Genomic DNA, 17,471 nt, shown 5'->3' with positions numbered 1-17,471 from the left:
ATTGGTAAGTCTTGCATGAGCAAAAATTTATTACATTGCGATGAATGAGCTAGTTAAATTTTTTATCATTATTTTTCTATAGCTCATTCAATTCTTGCGTAGTTTTCAGAAGTAAAAAACAAATGGGGATAAGCAAGCTTTAAGCAACAAAAACCCTTGCATTGCAAGGGTTTAGTAGTTTTCTATGGTGGACATAGGTAGATTCGAACTACCGACCCCAGCATTATGAGTGCTGTGCTCTAACCAACTGAGCTATATGTCCGTAAAATTTTCAAAGCAATTTCAAGCTTATATATGGTGGACATAGGTAGATTCGAACTACCGACCCCAGCATTATGAGTGCTGTGCTCTAACCAACTGAGCTATATGTCCGTAAAATTTTCAAAGCAATTTTAAACTTATATATGGTGGACATAGGTAGATTCGAACTACCGACCCCAGCATTATGAGTGCTGTGCTCTAACCAACTGAGCTATATGTCCGTAAAATTTTCAAAGCAATTTTAAGCTTGTATATGGTGGACATAGGTAGATTCGAACTACCGACCCCAGCATTATGAGTGCTGTGCTCTAACCAACTGAGCTATATGTCCTTACTAAGTGCAGAGAATTTTATAGTGTAACACGCTCACTGTCAACACTAGATTTCCATTTGCTTATCTATTGAGCGAATGCTCGAAAATATGCATTTTCCTAAGCTTAAAACAGATAGTTACAGATTCTTAAAATCAGCTTTTCAAACCTGCCATCGTCATAAATACGCGAATAATCGATGCTAATATCGTTAAAGATATGACGCCTGAACTCCAAAGTAGGATTAACCACCCTAATTGCTTCCATCCTGATTTCATCATATTGAGATTTTCCTCTGACTTTAAAAAGTGATTTTGAAGATATTCGTAAAATATAAGCCTTTGAATATCATTTCTAGTAACCTTCTCCGGCAATGACTTTTCCTCTGAAAACGAAATAGGTCCAAGTGAGATAAATTATAATGATAGGCAGCATGATGAGCGTTCCCACTAATCCAAACATCTGACTAGAAGCGTCTGAGGAGGCTATTTCTAGCGTGATGTTGGTCGGGATGACGTACGGGAGAAAGAGTGAGATATACCCAATCATGCCGCTTACCATTATAAAAATCGTTAGGAAAAACCCCATTTTTGCCGTAATAGGTTTTATCCAAAATCTAAAGAGCGTGATGTAAATCAGTAAAATCGAAACGGATGCCGTTAATAATCGAATATTGCTTTCAAAAAGCGGAATAGCGTTAGAGAAACTCATTACAACTGCCATAATGGTAAAGATCACTAATAATCCCGCAATCGTTTTTCGTTCAAAACTTGTGAGAATATTGGCTAATAGCGTTTTCCCTTTTAATCTTCCCCAAAATAGCCCAATGAGCGCATACATGAAGAGTAAACCAATGCCCGTTGCGATAGAAAATGGAGAAACCCAATCAAACTGATCGCCGGCAAATGAATAGATGCCGTTCATGTTTTTGAGAACAAATCCTTCCAAATATGCACCCGCCATCATTCCTTGCATGAGCGCTGCGCCATATGAACCGATGATAAACGCCAGTGTCCAAATCGTTTTATGTTTTGCCGGCGAATGAACACGAAATTCAAAAGCAACGCCGCGAAAGATCAAAGCAAATAGCATAATGACAATGGGAATGGTAAATGCCTCTAAAATAATGGCATACGCTAAGGGAAATGCGCCCATTAATGCCGCTCCACCGAGAATCAGCCATGTTTCATTGCCATCCCAAACCGGTGCAATCGTATCGATAAATTCATCTTGTAGCGATTCTTTTGGAATGAATGGCAACAAAATCCCAACGCCCAAATCAAATCCATCCGTCACGATATAGATCGTAATGCCAATCAAAATAATGATTGCCCAAAGAAGTGTTAAATCAAGATTCATATTTTTCTGTTTCCTTATTCATTACAAGCCTTGCTCATTTTCTTGTTCGCTATCTGCCCGTTCTTCTATGTTTTCAATACTATTTTTCTACCGATTTTATATTCTGAACATCAATGCCCTTTCGCATTAATCGCATCATATAGAGATATCCTGTGATAAAAACGCAACCATACACAATGACAAAACTGATCAAACTCACGCTCATATGCAATATTGAATGAGGAGAAACGGCATCTGCGGTGCGAAGTAAACCGTTCACAACCCAAGGCTGTCTTCCTACTTCCGTGACGAACCAACCCGCTAAAATCGCCACTAATCCCATCGGTCCCATGCAGATAATGAAGGAAAGCCATCTTTTATTGCTGTAAAACGTGCCTTTTTTCCGTTGATATAAACTAATAATTGCCGCTAATAACATCAATCCGCCAATGGCAACCATAATTCTGAATGACCAAAATACGACAGGAACATTCGGGCGATCTGCCTTCGAAACTTCATCTAATGCCGGCACTTGCTGTGTCAAACTATGAGTTAAAATCAAGCTTCCCAATACAGGAATCGAGATTTCAAAACGGTTTTTTTCCGCATCTTGATCCGGAATTGCAAAGAGAACAAGCGGTGTTGCACCCATTCCGTCATTCGTCCAATGCCCTTCCATTGCTGCGATTTTCATCGGTTGATGCTTTAAGGTATTTAAGCCATGAAGATCGCCGGCAAATATCTGCATCGGTATCGTAATCACTAAAAACCACATGGACATGGAAAACATTTTACGATACTCCGGCGCTTGGTCGCCTTTACGCAGATGCCACGCCGCAACTGATCCAACAAAGAGTGCCGTTGTGACAAATACCGCCAAGCCCATATGCACCAAACGGTAGAGAAACGAAGGATTAAAGACGACGGCAAACCAATCTATCGGCACAACCACAGAATCAATCACTTCATATCCCGCCGGCGTTTGCATCCAACTATTGGATGACAGAATCCAAAACATCGATAAAAACGTCCCTAAAGCCACCATACAAGTTGCGAAGAAGTGCGTTTTCTTCCCAACTCGATTCTCGCCAAAGAGCATTACGCCTAAGAATCCTGCTTCTAAAAAGAATGCCGTAACGACTTCATACGTTAAAAGTGGTCCTGTAATGCCACCGGCAAAGCGTGAAAATTCGCTCCAATGTGTCCCAAATTGAAATGCCATGACAACGCCGGAAACAACGCCCATTCCAAAGTTTACGGCAAAGATATTTCTCCAAAAATAGAAGATATTGCGATATTTCTCTTTTCCTGTTTTCAGCCAAAAGAAATGAATCACAGATAAATAGGACGCCAACCCAATCGTAATTGCCGGGAAAATAATATGAAACGAAATCGTAAAAGCAAACTGTATACGCGCCAAATCCAGCGCTTCAATCCCAAACATGGAAAGCTCCTCAATAGGTAACAAGCGATGCGTCATACTCTAACAATGCACTTGATACAAAAACAGGAGCAGTTACGGAGATTAAACTAGTACAGATTTTAGATAACAGAAATATGACAGTAGATAAGAAAACTGATTTGTGGCAGAAGGGAAAATTTGCGCTCTTTTAGCAATCATGCGCCGGCAGTCAAAATACCTTGCTTAAACTGATTTACGATATATCTAGAGAGATAAGCAAAGCTGATTTGTGGCGGGAGGGAAAGCGTGCACTCTTTTAATAATCTTGCGCCCGCAATCAAAATATCTTGTGTACTTCGAATTTTAACAATAGGCTATTGTTCTAACATTGCTGGCACGGGATATTGAGAAGTATGCAAGCATTCGACCCAGCGATGAATCTGCCTCTGTTTTACAACAGAATCTTTTTTAATTCAGCAGAAATAGATCGCTCTCTTCCCATAATTCTTCTATCAATTCGCCGAGTTGCTTCATGGCATTTTGATATTCATCATTCCATTTCATACCGTAATTCAGGCGAATATAGTGCCGGAAAGCTTGCGATGCCGAAAAAATGGGTCCTGGTGCAATGCTTATTTTCGCTAATAACGCTCGGCGATACAGCTCTAGCGCATCAACGCCGTGCGGAAGCTCAATCCAGAGAAAGTAACCGCCGGCAGGTTTTTTTACGCGAATATCTTCAGGAAAGTATTCTTCAATTGCCGTGAGCATTTTCGCTTGGGATTTTTGCAATTCCACGCGCAATCTCGCTAAATGGCGATCATAATGCCGGTGTTTTAAGTAATGACTTATGGCTAATTGCGCCGGAATGGAAGGCGAAATCGTGGACATTAATTTTAAGCGCTCAATCTTTGCGGCATATCGCCCTGCGGCAACCCAACCGATTCGAAATCCCGGCGCAAGGGATTTACAGAAAGAATCGCAATGAAGCACTAAACCTTCTTGATCGAGGGTTTTTAAGTAATCCGGCAATTCTGCTTCAAAATAGATTTCCGAATAGACATCATCAACAATAATCGGTACTTGATGCGTAACCACAAGATCATAAATCGCCGTTAAATCTGCTTTTGAAAGCGAACTGCCGGTGGGATTTTGATATTTTGTCATCAGAACAATCGCTTTAATATCGAAATTTTCGAGCGAATCTGCTAAATGTTCCACATTCATGCCTTTACTGAAATGCACCGGAATCTCAACGGCTTTGAGTTGTAAACGCTCTAAAATTTGTAATACGGCATAAAAACAAGGCGATTCAATGGCAACCGAATCCCCGGGATTTGTTACCGCTTGCAGAGAAAGGCTGAGCGCTTCCATGGCACCATTTGTAATAACTAGCTCTTCTCGACGAATCTTCAAACCATTTAAACGATACCGAAGTTCTATCTGCCGAACTAACTCCGCAGAACCGCCGGCAAGATCGGATACAAGTTCATGAGATCCACCTTTAAGTACCGTAAAAGATTTCATCATGCTATCGCCCAAATGCTCGATGGGAAATAGCTCTGGATTTGGAAATGCCGAGCCAAAAGGAATATTGCTCGGATCTTTATGGGTTTCTAAAATCGAAAAGATAAATTCACTGACCGCAATATTCTGCTCTTTTATGGGCTTTGCAATAATCGCACTAGAAGCTTCCGATAATGCGCCATAATGCTGTTCTGTTGCCGGCATATTTTTTAGTAATTCTTCCACGAAATCCATAGATTGCTGTGAAAATTTTGTTGCTGATTGATCTTGATAACTAAGTTCATGTGCAAGTTTATGCTCAGATTCATTTGCATTATTTGAAACATTGAAATCGAGTTCATTTTGATGCGTGCTAAAAATTGGATTGATATAGAACCCTGAACGCTCTTTCGCATAGATCACGCCTTGCGCTTCTAATAGAGAATAGGCTTGTTGTACCGTTGCCGGACTTACGCCGTACATTTGGCTCGCTTTTCGCAGAGAAGGAAGCTTTTCATTCGGCTCAAGAATCCCGTTATAAATCATCTCATTAATCTGATTAGCGATCTTTTCATAAAGCGTCATCTACATCTCCTAAGCGAATATCCACATATTCTCAATATGCCGGCATTATTCGCAGATAGCATTCATCTATGGAATATTTGTGTGCTCTTGATATCAACACAGTTTTAAATTTTTGTCTAAAAAATATCGCAAACGACTGTTTCTTGCTATAACTAGAAAGATTCTTCGGGATCCAACCAGATTCAACAAAATTGACAAGGGTTGTTTCATAATTAGCTTCAGGATTATTTTCATGTCAAAAGCCATAAGCTTCTGGATGAATAAAATAATTATCAGAAAGATTCCAAAACCGTTTCTAATACGTCTTTTCATACTTCTAACATTTCTATTCTTACCACAATGACCTATTCCACCATTTTCATCGCACTTCTCTTTGCCTTTGCAGCTCTTCTTCATGGTTTAACCGGCATTGGCTTTCCCATGATTACGACAACGGTTTTAGCCAATAGCTACTCCTTTGAACAAGCGATTATTATGGCGCTATTGCCATCTTTACTGATTAATCTCATTGTTTTCGCCAGCCAAAATGATCGGCCATTTCTTCAAGAGATGCGCTATTACTTCTCGCAATATTGGCTATTAGTGGTGGCAACGATTGTGGGCGGATATATCGGCGTGCAGTTACTGCTGATTTTGGATGTGATTTATCTCTACTTTCTCTTATCTGCGATCATTCTATTTTATGTGATTACCACCATGCTCGGTATTCGTTGGCGTGTGCCGGTGAATCATTTCACGCTCTTTCTCTTTGGTCTGCTTGCCGGCATTATTGGTAATGCGACAAATGCGATGGCGCCACTTTTGATGATTTACCTACTTTCAACGGATAAAAGCACGAAAGAGATTATCAAAGCCGGCAATCTTGCCTATCTTACCGGCAAAATCGTACAATTTGGCGTTCTAAAATCGGCCATTTTTGCGCTTCCACAAGCAGAAATTATACTGCTTGTCATTATTACGCTTCTATCGCTGATCTTTCTATTTATCGGAATTCACTTTCGAGCGAAAGTATCGAAAGTCTTTGTCACACGTTTAATCTTACTAATTTTGCTTGTATTAGGAATACGTGCCGGATTCAATGGCATCATGTTGTTGTAAATATCGCACTAACAAAACCCGCTCAATATCAGCGAAATACCATCTAAACACCACCTTAATATCAATGACTTCTATGATTTTTAGCTAAGAGATCTATCTCTATCTTTGACTAACTCCTTACCAATCTTTTACGAATTCCTTACTAATCCCTTGCCGATTTTGCACTAATTCTTCACTACTATATTTATCCTCTAATAATGGTATTCCATCTGTTTTCTCTTCAGGAAATACGCCATGCACTTTACAAACATGTGATCAAGTAACGGATTATCCCCCCAAATATGTAATAATCCCGCATCCATTTGTAAATTAGTGCTATTATAATCTTCCGAATGATTGATTTTAACGAGCTTTGCGCAGATAAATACAAAAATGTGATAAATAACAAATAATGAATTGCGCATTTACGATTTCTAAATATTTCTTTGGCTACTTTATTACGCCAATGATTACCATTTCAGCGCTTGCTCTAATGGGGCTGTCGCTTATTCACTCGGAAAATGTTTGGTTCTCATCATTAGGCTTTTTATATTTCATCATTTTGCTCGTCATTCCCTTTTTCAATATTAGCAAATGGCTCTATTTATCAGCCTCTGAAGCTTTTATGATCACGATGATTTGGGGCAGTTTTACGCTCTATCTATCGCTCTTTAATGTTGTACCTCAAATTTATCCTTTCATCATGGCGCTGTTGCCCATTATTCCGACCTTTAAAGCGATCGGCGATTATGTTCTGAATTTAGGGAGAAAACTGATCTCTTCTCCCATCATGAGAAGTATGAAAGGCGATTACCAAAAAGATCGGCAAGCACAGAAATATCAGTTAGCGGATATTGATAAAATGAGTGGCGAAGAGTTTGAACATTATGTGGCGAACCTGCTCTCTTACTATGATTTCAAAAAAATCCGAGTATCAAGCTACAGCAATGATAAAGGCTTAGATGTTTACGCTGAAAAAGATAAGATGCGCTACGGCTTACAATGTAAGCGCTGGGGGAAAAATGTCACTTTAGGCGCTGTTCAAGAGATTTATACGGCAAAAGATCTCTATGATTTAGATCGGATTATGGTCATTACCAACAGTGGTTTTACAAAAGCAGCTATTGAAGCGGCGATTAAACTTGATGTGATTTTAATCGACCGTAAACGATTAGGCGAAATGATTCATAACATTCAGCCGGCAAATGCTAGGTCAAAATCGGATGCGCTCCCTTTTCCAAAATCGTCTTAATAGTAGATAACTCAACAAAAACTCGGTAACAAAAAAGCCTTGATGATAGATCAAGGCTTCTCAATTCTGATTCAGAATGACTTCATATTAGTTCTTGAAGATTTCTGTTACTAGCATCGTAGTCGTTTCTTTCTCTTGACCGGTTACAACGATATCTACGCCATCACGCTCTTTGAAAAGTACAGAATCATATTCCGCTAATACTTCGACATCGCCTTCAAAAATCACTTGGCAACCATCGAATACCGTGATTAATGTGAAATCGCCTTTACGGTTATAGACTTCGCCTTTTTTCAAAGTAATGCATGATAACTCATGACTTACGGCATTATCACGGCTCATCACGTTGTAATCTAATACTGGGCCATCTGCGCTAATGACTTCTGCATTATCGCCGCCGTCAAATGTCACAACAGGACCTTGATATGCTAATGTTTTTTGCTCTGAACCTAATTTCAACTCAGCGCTTTTTCCTGAAAGGACGCTTAAGCTTCTTGAAACCCCAGGATAATGAGAAAACGTTCCTGGAAAAATAATCGCGGCAGCACTGACTCTCCACTCAAAATTTGAAAGATTAGAATCTAACGGCCAAATCACGATTTGACGGGTTGTTCCTAATCCATTTTTCCAAGGCTCTTCATTTAATTTGCTATATTTAATAACTTCCATAATGGTCTCAAGCTCACTTTTTATATAGATAGTAAAATTATCAAACTGTTGCAGAGTTCTCTGTTTTGAAAAGAAGTTTTAAAAAGTCTGATTACCCTTAAAAACCCTCTTTTCATCTGCAAATTCCCCTACAATGATATTGATTTTTCGAGCTTTTTGCAAAGAATATGCGACTTTTTCTCACGATCTGAGAGCTTTTATTTTCTGAAAAAAATTTACATAAAATAATTCAAAAGGATATATCCCTTTTGTCTGATGTTTCATTTCCAAAAGATTAATAAAAAATAGCATAACATTCTATTTTAACGTTGGTTTTAGCCTATTTTATGAATGATTCAATAAAACTTTACTAAACATAAAGGCTTTATTTGCAATCGTTCTTTGCTCGGTTAGAATAGAGCATCATTTTGATATCACCATTTTGCGAGAATCCCATGCAGCAAGAATTCAGAGGTCATCTTTTAGCCATTGCCACAATTTTACTCTGGGGAACGACTTTCGTATCCACCAAAGTATTGCTGCAACATGATCTCTCGCCGGTAGAAATTCTCTTTTCGCGTTTTTTAATGGGTTTTTGCTTCTTAATATTGCTCTTCCCGAAGCGATTAACCGGCACAACACTCGCTCAAGAAAAATATTTTGCCCTTGCCGGCTTATGCGGTATCACGCTCTATTACCTTTTTGAAAATAATGCGCTTATCTATACATTTGCGTCGAATGCGGCGCTAATTGCTTCCACTTCGCCGTTCTTTACGGTATTACTTGCGAAATTTTTCCTAAAAGAGGAAGTGATTCGCCCACAATTTTTTATCGGTATGATTCTCTCCTTTACCGGCGTTGGGTTCATGAGTTTTAGTAATGCATCTGAATTTTCCATTAATCTAAAAGGCGATTTTCTCGCGCTCTTAGCGGCGATTATCTGGTCCTTTTATTCGATCTTTTCAAAGAAAATTAGCACCTTCGGTTACAACACGATTCAAACCACAAGACGTACATTTTTCTACGGTTTACTCTTCATGCTTCCGATGTTGCCATTTTCCAATATCGATTTTCAAGTCAGCCATTACCTCAATCAAACCGTGATTTTAAACCTCATTTTCCTTGGCTTAGGCGCTTCTGCCATCTGCTTTGTCACATGGAATTTAGCGCTTCGTGCATTAGGTGCGATTAAAGCAAGCCTTTACATCAACTTAGTGCCGATGGTTACCGTTGTTTTCTCTGTGCTTATTCTTCATGAAAAAATCACATTGATGTCAGGGCTCGGCATTGCCCTTGTCTTATCGGGCTTATTTATCTCCCAATTTAAAAAATTCAAAAAAGTAACTTTTCATTAGCCTAATTTCCCTAACATAGACAGAAAAATGCTTATTGAATTCTGATGAGAGCTCAACAAGTGTTCAGAAAGCATTCCGCCAAGAAAATATGAGTGTTAAATCTTCTTCTGATGAATATCTATTAACGGCGCTTTCCCCTATAATAAGTTTTCTCTTTATTTAGGAATCCTGATCATTCATCCTTATGGACTTTATGGACAAATCTCCCACTCAATTGCAAGAAGAAGGCACCACAGAACTTGTGGCTGTGCTCATTGCCGTCACAAATTCTGAAGCGAAAGTTTTAACGGTTGATCACGGCGAAACGCTTCCTAATGGTCCTTTAACGCCGATTCATCGCTCGCTCCAAGCTGGCGTTCGTCAATGGGTAGAAACGCAAACCCATCAGCCAATGGGCTATGTGGAACAGCTCTACACGTTTGTCGATACCAATCGCCAAACAGCATCGGGTCACTATCTTATTTATATTAGCTATTTGGGATTAGTGCGAGAGGAAACGAAACCGCTTGAATTAACGGCAACTTGGCAAAATTGGTATGAGTATTTTCCATGGGAAGATCATCGAAAAGGCTATCCTGAATCTATTACTACAGAATTTATGCCGATCTTTCATGATTGGATCAATGCCGGAAAAACCACAGCTGAACAGAAATCCCGAGAACAGAGAGTGAATCTCTGCTGGGGCGTTGCGCCTTTTTCGTGGAATGAAGAATATGTGTTACAGCGCTATGAATTACTTTACGAAATGGGAATTTTGCCGGAATCTACGCACGATATTTCAAAACCTGCCCATCTTCATGCCGGAAAACCGATGAATCATGATCATCGCCGTGTTTTAGCATCGGCAATGGCGAGATTACGGGCAAAGATTAAATATCGCCCTGTGATTTTCGAGCTTATGCCACCGACTTTTACGCTCCTACAACTGCAACAGAGCATTGAAGCCCTTGCCGGCATTACCCTTCATAAACAGAACTTCAGACGTTTTATTACGCAACAAGAACTCATTGAAGAAACTGACAAAATGGATCATTCAGGGCCTGGAAGACCGGCAAAGCTCTATCAATTCAAGGAAGATATTCTCCTTGAGCGATCTCTTTCCGGCAGTAAGTTACCGATTTCACGGTAAAACCAAAACTTCAAACATTGACACAAGCTTTATGTGATATCCATTCCCCAAAAAATTTTAGATAGGTATACTGAAAGCCCTAATTTTTTTCTTTGGCAATTATTGGTATGAGCAATAAATTTCTTTCGAATGACAATACGTTAGAAACACAGTTTCGGTCTATCTATCTTCTCGGTGCAAATACGGCAACCTATAAGTTCTCGTTAGCGCAAGCATTATTGAGCTACCAAAACAGTGCTCAATCTTTCATATCCCTTGATGATTTAACTCCGAAATTTGCGAGCTATTTATTAGAGCATGTAAAAAGCGGAAAACGTCAAATCAGTGGCTCAGGAAGTGGCAAGCTTCTTAATTCGATGATGCTCTACGATAATGGCCAAATTACAGAAGATCAGATGCTAAATGTTGTACGCGCAGAAGGGTTTAAATATGTCTTAGATGCTTTTCATCGTTTACCCAATAAAATACAAGCAACTCCTTTTTTTCACAAAGGATTAGAAAATAAACAACAAGGATTAATCTTAACCGATGAATTATTTCATCTCTTTGAATCTCAAAATATCGATAATTTAAGCGAGGAGATAGAAGGTCGTTGGAACCTTGTAGAATCTGCTTGGAGCGAAGAGAACGAGATTGTCATTCAATATGATGTCGATACCGAAAAATTGTTTTATTTAAAGCCGGTATCCAATCAATCTTTTATGCATTCGCATTTACGAACAGATTTAACTTCTGTGCGAAAGCCTCTAAACGGCTATCAGAAAGGGAAATGTTTTTATTGCCATTGCCCTATTTCTATCATTTCCAATCAAGAAAATACCTGCGATGTGGATCATCTTATTCCAATGTCGATTCAATATCATTCCACTTACGATTTACAATTAAATGAAGCATGGAATTTAGTGCTCGCTTGTAAAGCATGTAATAGATGGGAATCAGGCGGGAAAGCAGGAAATATGCCGGTCTATCAATTTATACAATCATTATATAAACGGAATGAATATTTGATAGAAAGTGCACATCCCTTAAAGGAAAATATTATCCGAAGAACCGGAAAAACAGCGAATCAACGCAAAGATTTTCTACAAAAACGATTTGATTACGCATGCACAATTCGCAAAGCTTCATGGCAACCAAAAGAGATTCTAGGCACGAGCTTTTAATCAATCAGGATAATCAAAGATGACAAACACCAAAAATTACTACAATGAGCAGGCTTTAGAATTTGTTGAAAATACATTTAAGGTAGATATGACAAATGTCTATCAGCCTTTTTTAAAAGAGATTCCACACACTGGAAGAATTCTAGATATTGGCTGTGGTTCTGGTCGGGATTCGCTTTATTTTAAAGACTTAGGTTTTCATATTGAGGCATTTGATTACTCTGAAAACTTAGTCGCATTAGCAAAAGAAAAAACCGGTTTAGATATTCAGCATCGCAGTTTTTATGATTTAGAGGATATCGAAAAATATGAAGGAATTTGGGCATGCGCTTCTTTGCTCCATTGTGAACGTAGCCGTTTGGAAGAAGTCATACAAAAAATTATTCAAGCTTTAAAAATCAATGGGGTTTGTTATCTCTCATTTAAATATGGCAATCAAGATCGCATAAAAGATGGTCGTTCATTTACAGATTTAAACGAACAGCAAGCAGATAAGATTTTCACTTCATTTAAAAATATTCAACAAATAAAACAGTGGATCACAACAGATAACAGACCGGACAGAGAAGAAAGTTGGTTGAATATCATTATTAAAAGAATTGCTTAATCTTTATAGAATGACGATATTGTAGTATTCAAAGTATCCAATAGAACCTATTAAAATCCTGAAATATCGTCATATCTAGATACATTCCTATATATTTCGATCAGCGTTACGCCGGCCCAATATTCTGAAATGCCGTGAGCGTATTTTCACTCATTGGAATCATGGTTTCTTCTAAGTATTTGGCTCTATTTTCTGAAAAGTCTAACATGCGATTCATGCTGATTTTCGCAAGTTCACGTACAGAATCTGGCACATCAATTTCATTATTGCCGGTTTCAAGAACAGTAATAAGCTTATCCACCGTATTCATGGCCATCCATGGACAGAGCGCACAACTTTTACAAGTGGCACTTTCGCCGGCAGTTGGGGCGATGAGGAGCATTTTCTCCGGAACTGCTTGTTGCATTTTATAGAAAATGCCACGATCTGTTGCCACAATAAATTGCTCGGCTTCTGAATTTTTCGCAAACTGAATCAGCTGAGAAGTAGAACCCACAAAGTCTGCTTGTTTTACCACGGCTTCCGGCGATTCAGGATGGACTAATACTTCGGCATTGGGATGTTTTTGACGAAAAACCGTTAAACTATCGGCTTTAAATTCATCATGCACAATGCAATGCCCTTGCCAGATGATCATATCTGCACCGGTTTGCTCTTGGATATAATTTCCCAAATGGCGATCAGGCCCCCAAATGATCTTTTCCCCTTTCGCATGAAGGTATCGAACAATATCAATCCCGATTGCCGAAGTCACAACCCAATCTGCTCGCGCTTTCACTTCTGCGCTGGTATTGGCGTAGACCACTACTTTTCGATCAGGATATTGATCACAAAACTGAGAAAACTCCGTAACAGGACAGCCAATATCCAATGAACAAGTCGCTTCCAAATCGAGCAGTAATACCCGTTTTTCAGGGCTTAGGATCTTTGCGGTTTCGCCCATGAACTTCACGCCGGCAACGATTAACGTTTGTGAATCACAATCTCTACCAAAACGCGCCATTTCAAGAGAATCTGCCACGCATCCGTTTGTCGCTTCTGCAAGTGCTTGGATTTCAGGATCAGTGTAATAATGCGCAATTAAGGTTGCATCATTTTTCTCTAATAGCGCCTTAATGTCGGAAAGGGAATGCGCTGTAATCACTTCTAATTGCGCATTTTCGGCATTTTCCGTATTAGTTTTCTGAACCCTATTTTTCGCTTGAATATCCACTCATTTCCTCCTTGAAATGATCACGATTACTCACCGTTTTAACTAAATCGTTGCTGTTTAATTAATACAAAGAAAAGCCTGAATAACATTTAAATCATCTTCAAATCATTTTTAAAATCTTGTGACTAAAATGTATGACTAAATTCTTTATACTCATTAAGAGCATATCTGCCAATTTTACAAAAAACAATCAAATCTTATCTTTCTTCACGATTTCCTAAAATAACAACAAAATCCCGATAAAATAAACCATCATAAAATGAAATAGTTGCCGGAAATATCGCTCAATAATATGGTTTAGCAATCGAATCGGTATTGCCAAACTTTTTGTAAAAATATATGCTCATAGTGAGTATATAAACCCAATCTTGATCCTAAATAACCCCAAAAGGAATCTCATGAACGTCACAATGCCTTTGCCCGATCTTATCTTACGCCCTTTCGTTGAAGAAGCGCTTCGTGAGGATTTAGGTCGCCGAGGAGATCTCACTAGTATTGCGCTGATCGATGTCGATAAAACAGCAACGCTCTCGATCGTTTCTCGTGAAGAAGGCGTGATTGCCGGCATGGATTTAGCTCGCCTTGCATTTGCAAGCATCAGCCAAGAAATTACGTTTAAAGCGCTCGTGAAAGATGGCGATCCGATTTCTGCGGGAACGGTATTAGCAGAAGTTTCCGGCAATGCGCAATCACTCTTAACTGCTGAAAGAACGGCGTTAAACTACATGACACATTTAAGTGGTATTGCGTCAGAAGTGGCAAAAATCAAAGCGCAAATCAGCGATTATCCGGCAGAAATTACTTGCACACGCAAAACAATTCCGGGATTACGCATTCTGCAAAAATATGCCGTAAGAGTCGGCGGCGGCAGAAATCATCGCATGGGATTAGATGATGCGATTTTAATTAAAGATAATCATATTGCGATCTCCGGCGATATTGGAACCGCGATTCAGCGCGCTAAAAAGTTCGCCGGTCATCTAATTCCGGTTGAAGTAGAAGTCGATACGATTGAACAGCTCAAACTAGCACTCGCAGAAGGGATTAATCTCGTACTTCTCGATAATATGCCACCTGAAACCTTAAAAGAAGCCGTAGAACTTTGCAAAGGAAAATGCCAAACCGAAGCTTCCGGTGGAATATCCCCTGAAACAGTAAAAGCCGTTGCCGCAACCGGTGTTGATTTCATCGCTATGGGTTGGTTAACGCATAGTTCTAAATCTTTAGATATTGGGTTTGATTTTATTGATTAACCAATCATCCATTCTAAAACACGAAAAGCCCATTCAATCGAATGGGCTTTTTGCTTTGCGAGTTTCAAAATGATTACAAATCAATATAAAAACTACTGTTCTAAAAGATTTCCAAACAGATCCGTTTTACCTTCTTCAAATTGATAGGTTTCTCCATCAAATTCCCTCTTTGTTTTAAATGTACTTCTATATTTTCCAATATTTGGAATAGCTTCGTTTGGAATATGAGGAATTTCTCCAAAATCAGCAACTTCTAACTGTTTAATGAACAGCATCTTCAGAAAATTACTTTTAGTTACCTCTGAAAATCGACCTGTTCCTGGAAAAAGAATTTCTAAATAGAGATCATCCTGTAGTTCTTTAAAAAAAGAGAGGCTTGAGCGAGATTTAGGATTTACATCATGGATAAAAGTATTTTTAATCCATTTTCCTTTCGGAGATTGCGATAAAAAATCAGCTTGAATCACATCCAAGCTTCCAATATGGCGTTTAATTTTAATATAAGCACTTTGTAATCTACTAGGATCTGAAGAGAAGTGTGCCAGCATGTATCCATCTTTCGTTCCAGCTGAACGTTCATCGTAGAAAATATCTGGGCGATCCGTTAGCTTCAAGATTCTCTCTCTAAAAGGGTAATCAATCTTCATTTCTTCTTCTATATATTCTTCATATTGAATCCCATATTTACTTTTAAACTCTGCACTTGTCAGCGCGAGATCTTCTAAAGAGACTTCCTCTTCCAGTTCAATATTCTCGGCAATAGATCTAAAGCCGTTGTAATAATCAAGAAGTTGCCTGTTATTACCATTTGCATATCCCACAATGTAGATTTCACGAGCCTCATCATACTGTGCATAGAACAGATAAGGCTTAGTAAACCCTTCCCCAATGATGTAATTCCCAAATATGACCGTTTCATCTTGATAAAAAATAGAAGAAAAGGAATCTGTCATGAATGTTAAATCAATATCTTCTTTTTTAGCGGGTACTAGATAGAGCCAAGCTTCGGAAAAAATATTTCCAACACTGCCGTAGATTGGTCTATATTCCCGAAAGCGATACGCTCCGATCTCTTTGCCTGTACTCTTAGCAAGCTTTAAATTCGCAAATTCAACATCACGTTCTGAAGTCGATCCTGTAAATGTTAATGCTTGTAATGGCATTAACTTAATACTATATACATCATGAAATTGAAACGTTTCCCCTAAAAAATCACTTGTTTTCCGGCGTAAAACTTCTTGATGAAAAGGTGTTTTTTCTCTGTCCATTTGCGCATGATGACGATCGAAGCTTTCTTTATACGTTATAAATTCAGGATCAGATTTTTTAATCTTCACGAGATCAAAAATCGTCTGGCATGTTGCTTCTATACAATCTTTAAAATCTTTCTTTATAAACTGCAAAGTACCGTTACTCCCTTTTTTAATTCGATAAAAATTTGTATCAAAATAGAGCTCATAATTTCTATTTATTTTCGCAGTTTTAGTTTCGGGAAAATCATAATAGTTTGCGCTTAAACTCAAAATCTCTAAATAACGAATATCCTCTCGATCATTTTGATTAATAACAGCATAAGCTCCCTCTTCTATTTTTTCTGAAAAAATATAATAAACAGCTGCGATTAGAACAATTAGAAATAAAAAAAGCCGTATCCATACTTTTTTCGAAATCAATTTACAATATTTTAGAAAATGCATAAAACTCCAACTTAAATCCAGCTAGCAGTGAAGTAAACTATAATACAGCAAGTTACCTGTTATATTAAAAAGTTATCCTATTCAATTACTGATCTACAACAAAATACCTCATTATCAGAATCCTCCTTTACAGTGTCTTTGCTATAATCACCGCGGGAACCTTATTCGTCTAAATCTTATTGATTGAAGATATTGCAACGATTGAGATACATCTTTGGATGAAATCGTTCTAGTGCATGGCGAATAGAACGCCTTTGGCGGATTCTATTTTCAAAATGTATGCTTTGGATTGAGATGGGTGAATAACAATAAGGTTATCTCACTTGTTATTGCTTAATTGGATAGAGCACATTCTTTTTAAGAATGCGGTTGCAAGTTCGAGTCTTGCTAACAAACTACGTTACCCTCGTAAGAGTCGGGTCTCTCTTTAAAAGGATCCTCACTATAATGGCTTTGCCAAAAGGGCGAAAATCCCTACCAAAAACAGTTGGTGTTAAAAAACAAAAACTGCACTGCCGAAAGGCGAACTGGGTTGGGATGACTGAAACTGAGTTTGATGCCCGAAATTTAGCTCATAAATATCTCCTTTTATAAAGATTAGCTTGTGGAGTAATCTTCTTAAAACAGCTATTTCTGACCTATTTTTTGCGCTGATTACTTCGAATCAGGAACGA

General features: G+C 38.5%; 15 protein-coding genes and 5 tRNA genes. 9 read left to right on the top strand and 11 right to left on the bottom strand.

Annotation, left to right across the window (positions count from 1 at the left end; translation table 11 throughout):
• Positions 1–185: 185 nt before the first annotated feature.
• The 8 genes from ACYSN2_RS02785 to ACYSN2_RS02750 form a co-directional block, all read right to left on the bottom strand.
• A tRNA-Met gene (locus ACYSN2_RS02785) sits at positions 186–262 on the bottom strand.
• A 33-nt stretch (positions 263–295) separates the two neighbouring features.
• Positions 296–372: transfer RNA gene (locus ACYSN2_RS02780), tRNA-Met, on the bottom strand.
• Between the two features lie 33 nt (positions 373–405).
• A tRNA-Met gene (locus ACYSN2_RS02775) sits at positions 406–482 on the bottom strand.
• Between the two features lie 33 nt (positions 483–515).
• Positions 516–592: transfer RNA gene (locus ACYSN2_RS02770), tRNA-Met, on the bottom strand.
• Between the two features lie 135 nt (positions 593–727).
• Positions 728–853 carry a DUF2474 domain-containing protein gene (locus ACYSN2_RS02765; RefSeq protein WP_461748735.1) on the bottom strand — a complete coding sequence of 42 codons (126 nt, stop codon included), beginning with the start codon at positions 851–853 and terminating at the stop codon, positions 728–730.
• Between the two features lie 73 nt (positions 854–926).
• A complete protein-coding gene (cydB, locus tag ACYSN2_RS02760) occupies positions 927–1,931 on the bottom strand; it encodes a cytochrome d ubiquinol oxidase subunit II (RefSeq protein WP_461748734.1) in 1,005 nt (334 codons plus the stop codon).
• Between the two features lie 79 nt (positions 1,932–2,010).
• The gene (locus ACYSN2_RS02755; RefSeq protein WP_461748733.1) at positions 2,011–3,354 is read right to left on the bottom strand and encodes a cytochrome ubiquinol oxidase subunit I; all 1,344 of its coding nucleotides are present in this window, start codon (positions 3,352–3,354) and stop codon (positions 2,011–2,013) included.
• A 426-nt stretch (positions 3,355–3,780) separates the two neighbouring features.
• The gene (locus ACYSN2_RS02750; RefSeq protein ID WP_461748732.1) at positions 3,781–5,403 is read right to left on the bottom strand and encodes an aminotransferase-like domain-containing protein; all 1,623 of its coding nucleotides are present in this window, start codon (positions 5,401–5,403) and stop codon (positions 3,781–3,783) included.
• 339 nt (positions 5,404–5,742) lie between these two features.
• On the opposite strand from ACYSN2_RS02750, the gene ACYSN2_RS02745 reads away from it, so the two are divergent.
• Complete coding sequence (locus ACYSN2_RS02745; RefSeq protein ID WP_461748731.1) at positions 5,743–6,501, top strand: sulfite exporter TauE/SafE family protein; 759 nt, start codon at positions 5,743–5,745, stop codon at positions 6,499–6,501.
• A 391-nt stretch (positions 6,502–6,892) separates the two neighbouring features.
• Positions 6,893–7,732, top strand: coding sequence for a restriction endonuclease (locus ACYSN2_RS02740; RefSeq protein ID WP_461748730.1), 840 nt, complete (start codon positions 6,893–6,895; stop codon positions 7,730–7,732).
• A gap of 87 nt (positions 7,733–7,819) precedes the next feature.
• Here ACYSN2_RS02740 and ACYSN2_RS02735 read toward each other — a convergent pair whose 3' ends face one another.
• Positions 7,820–8,401 carry a HutD/Ves family protein gene (locus ACYSN2_RS02735; RefSeq protein WP_461748729.1) on the bottom strand — a complete coding sequence of 194 codons (582 nt, stop codon included), beginning with the start codon at positions 8,399–8,401 and terminating at the stop codon, positions 7,820–7,822.
• A gap of 434 nt (positions 8,402–8,835) precedes the next feature.
• Here ACYSN2_RS02735 and ACYSN2_RS02730 point away from each other — a divergent pair, with 434 nt between their 5' ends.
• From ACYSN2_RS02730 to ACYSN2_RS02715, 4 genes are all read left to right on the top strand, one after another.
• Positions 8,836–9,735 (top strand): DMT family transporter, encoded by a 900-nt coding sequence (locus ACYSN2_RS02730; RefSeq protein WP_461748728.1) that lies wholly within the window; start codon positions 8,836–8,838, stop codon positions 9,733–9,735.
• Positions 9,736–9,919: 184 nt separating this feature from the next.
• Positions 9,920–10,864 carry an NUDIX hydrolase gene (locus ACYSN2_RS02725; protein WP_461748727.1) on the top strand — a complete coding sequence of 315 codons (945 nt, stop codon included), beginning with the start codon at positions 9,920–9,922 and terminating at the stop codon, positions 10,862–10,864.
• A 107-nt stretch (positions 10,865–10,971) separates the two neighbouring features.
• A complete protein-coding gene (locus ACYSN2_RS02720) occupies positions 10,972–12,027 on the top strand; it encodes an HNH endonuclease (RefSeq protein WP_461748726.1) in 1,056 nt (351 codons plus the stop codon).
• 19 nt (positions 12,028–12,046) lie between these two features.
• Complete coding sequence (locus tag ACYSN2_RS02715) at positions 12,047–12,634, top strand: class I SAM-dependent methyltransferase (protein WP_461748725.1); 588 nt, start codon at positions 12,047–12,049, stop codon at positions 12,632–12,634.
• Positions 12,635–12,740: 106 nt separating this feature from the next.
• Here ACYSN2_RS02715 and nadA read toward each other — a convergent pair whose 3' ends face one another.
• Positions 12,741–13,847 (bottom strand): quinolinate synthase NadA, encoded by a 1,107-nt coding sequence (nadA, locus tag ACYSN2_RS02710; protein WP_461748724.1) that lies wholly within the window; start codon positions 13,845–13,847, stop codon positions 12,741–12,743.
• 398 nt (positions 13,848–14,245) lie between these two features.
• On the opposite strand from nadA, the gene nadC reads away from it, so the two are divergent.
• Positions 14,246–15,100 carry a carboxylating nicotinate-nucleotide diphosphorylase gene (nadC, locus tag ACYSN2_RS02705; protein ID WP_461748723.1) on the top strand — a complete coding sequence of 285 codons (855 nt, stop codon included), beginning with the start codon at positions 14,246–14,248 and terminating at the stop codon, positions 15,098–15,100.
• Between the two features lie 92 nt (positions 15,101–15,192).
• On the opposite strand, the gene ACYSN2_RS02700 is transcribed toward nadC, so the two are convergent.
• Positions 15,193–16,437, bottom strand: coding sequence for a hypothetical protein (locus ACYSN2_RS02700; RefSeq protein ID WP_461748722.1), 1,245 nt, complete (start codon positions 16,435–16,437; stop codon positions 15,193–15,195).
• Positions 16,438–17,119: 682 nt separating this feature from the next.
• Here ACYSN2_RS02700 and ACYSN2_RS02695 point away from each other — a divergent pair.
• A tRNA-Lys gene (locus ACYSN2_RS02695) sits at positions 17,120–17,193 on the top strand.
• Positions 17,194–17,244: 51 nt separating this feature from the next.
• A complete protein-coding gene (locus ACYSN2_RS02690; RefSeq protein WP_461748721.1) occupies positions 17,245–17,391 on the top strand; it encodes a hypothetical protein in 147 nt (48 codons plus the stop codon).
• Positions 17,392–17,471 lie beyond the last annotated feature (80 nt).

Source organism: Ignatzschineria sp. LJL83 (assembly GCF_054871845.1).
Note: the sequence above shows the minus strand (reverse complement) of the source record. Positions and strands in the feature narration are given on the sequence as shown.

Excerpts from the sequence above, each read along its gene's own strand:
- ACYSN2_RS02765 (WP_461748735.1), bottom strand. The coding sequence starts at position 853 with ATGATGAAATCAGGATGGAAGCAATTAGGGTGGTTAATCCTACTTTGG.
- cydB (WP_461748734.1), bottom strand. The coding sequence starts at position 1,931 with ATGAATCTTGATTTAACACTTCTTTGGGCAATCATTATTTTGATTGGC.
- ACYSN2_RS02725 (WP_461748727.1), top strand. The coding sequence starts at position 9,920 with ATGGACTTTATGGACAAATCTCCCACTCAATTGCAAGAAGAAGGCACC.
- ACYSN2_RS02745 (WP_461748731.1), top strand. The coding sequence starts at position 5,743 with ATGACCTATTCCACCATTTTCATCGCACTTCTCTTTGCCTTTGCAGCT.
- nadC (WP_461748723.1), top strand. The coding sequence starts at position 14,246 with ATGAACGTCACAATGCCTTTGCCCGATCTTATCTTACGCCCTTTCGTT.
- ACYSN2_RS02750 (WP_461748732.1), bottom strand. The coding sequence starts at position 5,403 with ATGACGCTTTATGAAAAGATCGCTAATCAGATTAATGAGATGATTTAT.
- ACYSN2_RS02690 (WP_461748721.1), top strand. The coding sequence starts at position 17,245 with ATGGCTTTGCCAAAAGGGCGAAAATCCCTACCAAAAACAGTTGGTGTT.
- ACYSN2_RS02715 (WP_461748725.1), top strand. The coding sequence starts at position 12,047 with ATGACAAACACCAAAAATTACTACAATGAGCAGGCTTTAGAATTTGTT.
- ACYSN2_RS02755 (WP_461748733.1), bottom strand. The coding sequence starts at position 3,354 with ATGTTTGGGATTGAAGCGCTGGATTTGGCGCGTATACAGTTTGCTTTT.
- ACYSN2_RS02730 (WP_461748728.1), top strand. The coding sequence starts at position 8,836 with ATGCAGCAAGAATTCAGAGGTCATCTTTTAGCCATTGCCACAATTTTA.
- ACYSN2_RS02720 (WP_461748726.1), top strand. The coding sequence starts at position 10,972 with ATGAGCAATAAATTTCTTTCGAATGACAATACGTTAGAAACACAGTTT.
- ACYSN2_RS02740 (WP_461748730.1), top strand. The coding sequence starts at position 6,893 with ATGAATTGCGCATTTACGATTTCTAAATATTTCTTTGGCTACTTTATT.
- ACYSN2_RS02735 (WP_461748729.1), bottom strand. The coding sequence starts at position 8,401 with ATGGAAGTTATTAAATATAGCAAATTAAATGAAGAGCCTTGGAAAAAT.